A 6927-nucleotide genomic window follows, 5' to 3' on the forward strand; every position below is an offset into this window, starting at 1 on the left:
GACTATAAAAGGGGATTTAGCGTGAACAAGTCTGAATTAGTAGACAAGGTTGCCGAGTCGGCAGATATTCCAAAAGCTGTTGCGGCACGTGCACTAGACGCAGTGATTGGTAGCGTAACGGATGCGCTTAAAAACGATGACCAAGTTGTATTGGTTGGTTTTGGCACTTTCCAAGTGAAAGAGCGCGCAGCGCGTACTGGCCGTAACCCGCAAACTGGTGCTGAGATTCAAATCGCAGCAGCAAAAGTACCTAGCTTCAAGGCTGGTAAAGCGCTTAAAGATGCGGTGAATGGCTAAGCGTATTCTGGTAAAGGTGAGCAAAGTCTCACCTTTTTAAGCAAGAGCGTGTCATCATCGACACGCTTTTTTTATATATAGTTTACGGCCATCTAGCTGTGGAGTAGAAATGCTGGAGACAATTAGACAGGGATCTAAAAGCCCTTTTATTAAAGTTATCGTTTTCGCTATCGTGGTGGCATTCGCCTTCTTTGGCGTTGAGTCGGTTGTGAGCATCAATGCGAACAACGGCCCTGCCGAGATCAACGGCCAAAACGTAACGCAACAAACGTACTCGCGCTACGTCAACCAGTCGTTAGAAACCGAAGCGCAGCGCCAGCAAGCCATTCAGCAAATGGTCAACGATATCCTAATTCAACAACAAGCCGATTCACTGGGTATGTCTTTGTCTGACCGAGCGATTGCCCAGCAGTTAGCTTCGGAAGAAGCTTTCCAAGATGAAAACGGTGAGTTTGATCCGAATATTTACCGTCTTGCAATTGGTAATGCGGGCTACACGCCTATCATGTTCCGCGAGTACATTCGCGACGTGACAGCAGGTCAGCATCTTCGTTTTGCGTTGGCAGCGTCTGATTTTGCCGTATATGCCGACAGCGAAGCTTTGATTCGCTTGCAAGACCAAACTCGTGATTTCAACATTAAACGTTTCGCGCCTTCTGATTTTGATGTGGACGTAACGGAAGAAGAGATTGCTGAGTTTTATGCCAACAACGAAACACGCTACATCAAAGCAGAACAGGCGCAAGCGTCATTTGTTGAGCTAACGCTGGATGACGTGGCAAGTGATGTTGTGGTGCCAGAGGTTGATGTGCAAGCTCGTTACGACGCCTATGTGGAAAACAACCTAGAGTCTCGCTTTGCTCATATCTTGCTCGATGGCGATGATGCACAAGCTCGCGCCAATGAGTTGCTAGCACAACTAAACAACGGTGCAGACTTTGGCCAGTTGGCCCAAGAAAACTCGATCGACACCTTCTCTGCCGAGAATGGTGGTGAGTTGTCTGTTGTGCCGGAAGGTGAATTTGAGGATGCTGTTAACCGTTTAACTGAAGTGGGCGAGCTAGACATTGTTACAACAGAGTTTGGCACGCACATCATCACGCTGCTTGGTGATAACCGTGACCAGTTGGATACATTCGAAGAACGTCGTGCAGCAATCGAAGCGCAAATTCAGCGTGAAGAGTCTGGCTTATTGTTCGCTGAGCGTCGTGAGCAGTTCGCTGATGTAGCGTTCACTGCGCTAGACCTTGCAGAAGTGGCAGAGGCTTTTGATCTAGACATTCAGACGGTCGAACCGTTTACCGCAACGGAAGGTACTGGTGTGGCCTCGAATGAAGTGTTCCGCAATGCTGCATTCTCGCAAATTTCGCGCGATGGACAGATTTCTGAATTGATCGAAATTGCTGACGACCGTGTCGCTGTGTTGTTTGTTAACGAGTTCATCCCTGAGTTTGTTCAGCCTTTGGACGATGTACGTGAGCAAATTGTGACAACTTTGACCAACCAGAAACGTAATGCTGCAGCAGAAGCCGCTGCACAGGAAGCGCTGGAAGTGGCGAAAACAACGCCATTAGACGAGCGTGAAGGTTGGACAAGTGAGCCGGATGTTACGCGCACTAGCCAGTCAGTAGACTTCTTGGTTAACCAAGCGGTATTTGCTTTACCTGAGCCAACTGATGAACCGCTGTACCGAGTATTCCGTGGTATTGATGCAAGCTTCTATGCTGTAGAGCTTACCGAGGTAACCCCAGGCGAGGTTGACCCTCAGCAAGCCGAGTCTCAGTTGCCGTTTTTGGCTAACGCCAATGGTGAGCAATCGTACACTGAATGGTTTGGCTTCCAGTTAGACAACGCTGAAGTTAGAATACGCCAGTAATTCTGGTAATAGAGTAGTAAGCGCCGGCAGTATCGCCGGCGTTTTTGTGTGGGCAGATTTTTTTCAGGACAGCCACCAATATGAAACGACTAATTCTAGTCACTTCGCCACCAGCTAGTGGCAAAACATACATTTCTAAGCAGCTAGCCAAAGCGCTGAATCATGTCATGTATCTAGACAAAGACACCTTGATTGTTTTGTCGCATCAAATTTTTCGAGTAATGGGCGAAGAAGAAAATCGCAGCTCTGAATTTTTCCAAAAGCATATCCGTGATTTTGAATATGACGCCATTCTAGACTTGGCCTTTGAAGGCCTTGCCTACACCGATAACGTGTTAATTAATGCGCCATTTACACAAGAAATTCGCGACCCAGAGTATGTCGCCAAGCTAAAGGCTCGATTAGCCGCGCAGGGTGCCCGTTTGTGCGTTGTTTGGGTAATGACTGATGTCGACGTTGTGAAGCAGCGTATGATTGAGCGCGATTCCGACCGTGATACTTGGAAGCTAGCAAACTGGGATGAATACATTGCATCGGTAGATTTTTCGATTCCTAGCGGAATTGATGATCCTGAGGTTGCTGATGATTTAATTTTATTTCGCAACTCTAGTACCGAGGAGTTTGAGCAGTCTATGCAAAATGCGCTGGACGTTCTGCAATAGGAGAGAGTATGACAAGTCTGGCTGACATCAAACTTGTGGTGTTCGATATCGATGGCGTGTTGACCGACGGCAAACTCTGGTACGGCGCAGAGGGCGAGCTGGTGAAGGCTTTTCATGTGCGTGACGGGGTGGCACTAAAACTGTTGCCACGTTTGGGCGTACAGGTAGCGGTTATCACCGCCAAGGATAGTCAGCCCCTAGCGCGGCGTATGCAAGACTTGGCTGTTGAGCACTTTTACCCTGCTAGTCATAATAAAGCAGAGGTGCTGGAGAACTTGCTGAACAAACTCGATATTAGCTACCAGCAAGTCGCCTATGTTGGTGATGACACCATAGACCTGCCGGCAATGGAAAAAGTAGGCCTAACTCTGGCACCAGCCGATGGCCATGACGTGGTACGCTCTGTTGTTGATATGGTGGCACCAGTAAAAGGTGGTGAGGGCGTTGCCCGTTGGGTGTGCGATGAGTATTTAAAGGCGACCAACCAATATCCACAAGCCTACGGCATTGCCACAACCGAAAAGTTTGAGCGCAACCAATTGTAGGTTTTACAAACCGCAGGTTTGGGAAGCATTGATCGGTGGGCACAAAAAAAGGGGCTTGCGCCCCTCTTTCCTCAAAAAACTATTAATGCATGTGGTGTATCACAATTCGATTGTGCTTCGCGACTGCGGAGGCACCACGCATGCCGCTCCAGAGGTCGCCGCGCCCTTCGCGCCAGCCGTTCATCCATTCCTGGTGTTCAGGGCCGTCTTGTTTTGGACATAGCTGCTTGGATTTACCATCTAGGCCAGCATTGTAACCGCGTTCAAAGGCTCTGCCTAAAGGGTCGCGCTTTTGTCTCTTCATAAATAACACCTCTTGCTATGCTTTTTTTTCATTGCAAGGCCTTGGCAAATCCAATTGCCAAGGTCATAGCTTGTTTTTGCAAGCTACCCTTACATTGTTGCCAAAAAACACAGCGCGGGTCGATGAACTTTTTGTCATAATAAAGGTCTGTTTAGTGATAAAGAATCTATGACACTAACTTGACAGCTAAGTGTCTGAAATATGGTGATTTTTTTTCGCTTCGATGAAGTGAGTTTATTTTTTAATTTGCTTTAGTTATTAAAGAAAGATTTCTAAGAGAATATTTATATATGGTTTATCAGGTGGAACTTGCTTGCCCTTATGGTGTCGATGACTTATTGGCCCAAGAAGTAGAGCAATTTGGCTTAACTGTTACTGGCCGAAAGGGTGGTCGAGTGCAGGCAAGTGCTGCTGATCTGCAACCGATTTATCACACGCTGTTGTGGTCGCGTATTGGCACCAAGTTGGTTGTGCAGCTAGCAGAGTTGCCTATTAAGCATGTTAACGACCTTTACGACGCGGTGAAAACAGTCGATTGGCTAGCGCATATTACTAGTGATGGCACCTTCCAAGTACGCTTCAGCGGGAAACTAGCCGGGGTAAAAGATAGCCGCTACCCAGCACTGAAGGCTAAGGACGCAATTGTTGACCAGTTCCGTGAGCAAACTGGCTTGCGCCCAAGCGTGGAGCGCGATAATGCTGATGTCTATGTCGATTTATCTATGCGCAAAGGCTATTTAGTTATCGGTATCGATCTTGCGGGCCCTTCACTTGGCCATCGTGGTTATCGCGAAGGCACAGGTGCTGCACCACTGCGCGAGCCATTAGCGGCCGCGCTGCTACTAAGGGCTGGGTGGCCAGGAAACTATCAACGCTTGATTGACCCTTTATGCGGCACGGGCACTATTTTAACCGAAGCCTTTGCCATGTCGGCTGATATCGCACCTGGACTTGCTCGCTCGCACTGGGGTGTGACTGGCTGGAAGCAGCATGATGCGCAATTGTGGACCGACACCTTGGCGGCAGCGCGTCAGCGCCGTCAAGCTGGGCAAGAGGCGTGCTCTGTAGAGTTTGTTGGTAACGACCAAAATCCAAAGTCGATTAACTTAGCCATCAAACATATGAAACGCCTTGGTGGCGAGTTATCGGTGACCACGGGTGACTTGGAATCTCTGGCGCTGCCTGCTACAGAGCAAACTCTTATCCTAACTAATCCACCCTATGGTGAGCGCTTGGGGGATACTTTGCAGCTAGCAGACTTGTATCGCGCTTTGGCTGCTAAGGCAAAAGAATGGGCACCGAATGGCCAGTTGTCGGTCGTGTCGAGCGAAAATCGCTTATTGCAGCAAATTCGATTGCCGGTGAAGAAAAAGCACGAGTTGCGCAACGGCCCGTTAACGGTTGAATTGGCACATTTTGATTTGGCCGGTGAGCTGCATCATGCGGCAGATTCCAACCATCCTGGTGAAGAGTTCGGTAACCGTCTGCGCAAAAACCTAAAACGCTTGCGCAAAGAAGCGCAACGCGCCAACACAACTGCTTATCGCGTGTACGACGCAGACCTGCCAGAGTTCGCTGTGGCGGTTGATGTATATAACGATCACATCCATGTGCAGGAATACCAAGCACCGAAAAAAGTGCCGGAAGATAAAGCACAACAACGCTTGTTTTGGGCGATGGAGCAGGTAGCTATGGTCTTTGAGTGCCCAGCTGAGCGCATTCATTTAAAACAGCGGGCAAAGCAGAAGGGCAAATCACAGTACAATACGGTTAGCCAGTCTAAGGTCACCACGGTTGTGCACGAGGGTGAGGCGCAAATTGAAGTGAACTTATCTGATTACCTGGATACTGGTTTGTTCTTAGATCACCGCGTTGTTCGCCAATGGTTACATGACAATGCGAGTGGCAAGTCGATGCTGAACCTGTTCAGTTATACTGCTACGGCATCACTGCAGGCGGCTTTGGGTGGTGGGGAAACCACCAGTGTTGACCTATCTAATACCTATTTGAATTGGGCTAAAGACAACTTTGCGCGCAATGATTTGCGCACCAATCGGCACCGCTTTATTCAGGCAGATGTGCTGCAATGGCTAGCTGACCTGCCGGATTCGGTAAAATACGATCTGATCTTTGTCGACCCGCCGACGTTCTCTAACTCTAAGCGCATGGATCATGTGTTTGACGTACAGCGTGACCACGGCGATATGCTTTATAAGTTGTCTGAACACGTAAAAAGCAACGGTCAGATTATATTTTCCAACAACTACCGCCGCTTTAAACTCGACGAAACCCTTAGCGAAATCTTCAACATTGAAGACATCTCTGCTTGGTCCATCCCATTCGACTTTAAACGCAACCAAAAAATCCACCAGTGCTGGCGGTTGACATTAAAGTAGATACCATCTCTCCGTAACATTGCAACACATTTTGTAGGTCTGTAAATCCTCCGCGTAGCGGAGGTTTGCAGACACGGTTGATCGGTGCTGCTCGATCATCGGGGCGGGGCGCGAAAACATGGGCTAAATAGCACGTGAGTTTCGCCTAGGCCGCGTCATACCTCAACGCAGACACGGCGTGAATACATCCATGTAGCCTCGTATCTGCCATCCATGGCAGATAACGGTCTGCTTTTGAGGCATGCCACGTCCCTGGGCTCAGTGCTTGCCTACTTCGCCCATGTTATTCGCGACCACCTTGTTGCCTTGCAGCCGTATTAAGCTGCGGCTGCTTGGTACGGTGTCTGGCTCTTCACCACGCCATAGCAAATCTGTACGAGCTTGCGCATGGCCGCGCAGACGATTTGCTTTCCTTTCAATGATCTAGCTTCTAGCCGCTTTTTGAGCGCGCTAATGTCAGGGCTGTACTTCAGCGCACTCACTGCCGCCATATACAACTTGGCTCTAAACCGCGCAGGGCCTGCTTTGGTAATCATAGTTTTACCCGCAAACTTACCCGACTCCCTCATCCTTGGTATGAGTCCCAAGTAGGCAGCTAGTTGCTTCGCACTTCTAAAGCCTTTGGCATGCAAAATACACAGCATGATGCGCGAAACTACGTCGCCAACGCCTGGAATCGACTCAAGTAGCTGGCGATCTCTCTTTAGATGCGGGTGGCCATCAATGTGGTCATCAATGTCTCGCGTTAAGTCCTGGATGGCCTGTTCAAGCTCGATAATCATGCTCTGCAAGGAGCGAATCACGATATCTGATGTCTCTGTATATTCAGCCTTTTCTAGTCGGTTCT

7 protein-coding genes are annotated in these 6927 nt (G+C 48.9%); 5 read left to right on the forward strand and 2 right to left on the reverse strand.

The annotated features are described in order from the left end of the window. Window positions 1-21: 21 nt before the first annotated feature. The 4 genes from DUW71_RS17040 (at window position 22) to DUW71_RS17055 (ending at window position 3380) form a co-directional block, all read left to right on the forward strand. Window positions 22-297 carry an HU family DNA-binding protein gene (locus DUW71_RS17040; protein ID WP_119396482.1) on the forward strand — a complete coding sequence of 92 codons (276 nt, stop codon included), beginning with the start codon at window positions 22-24 and terminating at the stop codon, window positions 295-297. Window positions 298-406: 109 nt separating this feature from the next. After that, a complete protein-coding gene (locus DUW71_RS17045; RefSeq protein ID WP_119396483.1) occupies window positions 407-2173 on the forward strand; it encodes a SurA N-terminal domain-containing protein in 1767 nt (588 codons plus the stop codon). 80 nt (window positions 2174-2253) lie between these two features. Continuing rightward, a complete protein-coding gene (locus DUW71_RS17050) occupies window positions 2254-2835 on the forward strand; it encodes an AAA family ATPase (protein ID WP_119396484.1) in 582 nt (193 codons plus the stop codon). 8 nt (window positions 2836-2843) lie between these two features. Next, a complete protein-coding gene (locus DUW71_RS17055; RefSeq protein ID WP_119396485.1) occupies window positions 2844-3380 on the forward strand; it encodes a KdsC family phosphatase in 537 nt (178 codons plus the stop codon). A gap of 82 nt (window positions 3381-3462) precedes the next feature. On the opposite strand, the gene rmf is transcribed toward DUW71_RS17055, so the two are convergent. After that, complete coding sequence (gene rmf / locus DUW71_RS17060) at window positions 3463-3684, reverse strand: ribosome modulation factor (RefSeq protein ID WP_119396486.1); 222 nt, start codon at window positions 3682-3684, stop codon at window positions 3463-3465. Window positions 3685-3974: 290 nt separating this feature from the next. Here rmf and rlmKL point away from each other — a divergent pair, with 290 nt between their 5' ends. Beyond that, window positions 3975-6080: a bifunctional 23S rRNA (guanine(2069)-N(7))-methyltransferase RlmK/23S rRNA (guanine(2445)-N(2))-methyltransferase RlmL gene (rlmKL, locus tag DUW71_RS17065; protein ID WP_119396487.1), complete on the forward strand. Its 2106-nt coding sequence runs from the start codon at window positions 3975-3977 to the stop codon at window positions 6078-6080. Window positions 6081-6397: 317 nt separating this feature from the next. On the opposite strand, the gene DUW71_RS17070 is transcribed toward rlmKL, so the two are convergent. Next, window positions 6398-6927: transposase (locus DUW71_RS17070; protein WP_158584234.1), on the reverse strand; the 530-nt coding region annotated here is incomplete at its 5' end.

The sequence above is a fragment of the Salinibius halmophilus genome, assembly GCF_003577475.1.
Classification (GTDB): Bacteria; Pseudomonadota; Gammaproteobacteria; order Pseudomonadales; family Natronospirillaceae; genus Salinibius; species Salinibius halmophilus.

Coding starts and splice junctions, on each gene's coding strand:
- DUW71_RS17055 (WP_119396485.1), top strand. CDS start 2,844: ATGACAAGTCTGGCTGACATCAAACTTGTGGTGTTCGATATCGATGGC.
- rmf (WP_119396486.1), bottom strand. CDS start 3,684: ATGAAGAGACAAAAGCGCGACCCTTTAGGCAGAGCCTTTGAACGCGGT.
- DUW71_RS17050 (WP_119396484.1), top strand. CDS start 2,254: ATGAAACGACTAATTCTAGTCACTTCGCCACCAGCTAGTGGCAAAACA.
- rlmKL (WP_119396487.1), top strand. CDS start 3,975: ATGGTTTATCAGGTGGAACTTGCTTGCCCTTATGGTGTCGATGACTTA.
- DUW71_RS17045 (WP_119396483.1), top strand. CDS start 407: ATGCTGGAGACAATTAGACAGGGATCTAAAAGCCCTTTTATTAAAGTT.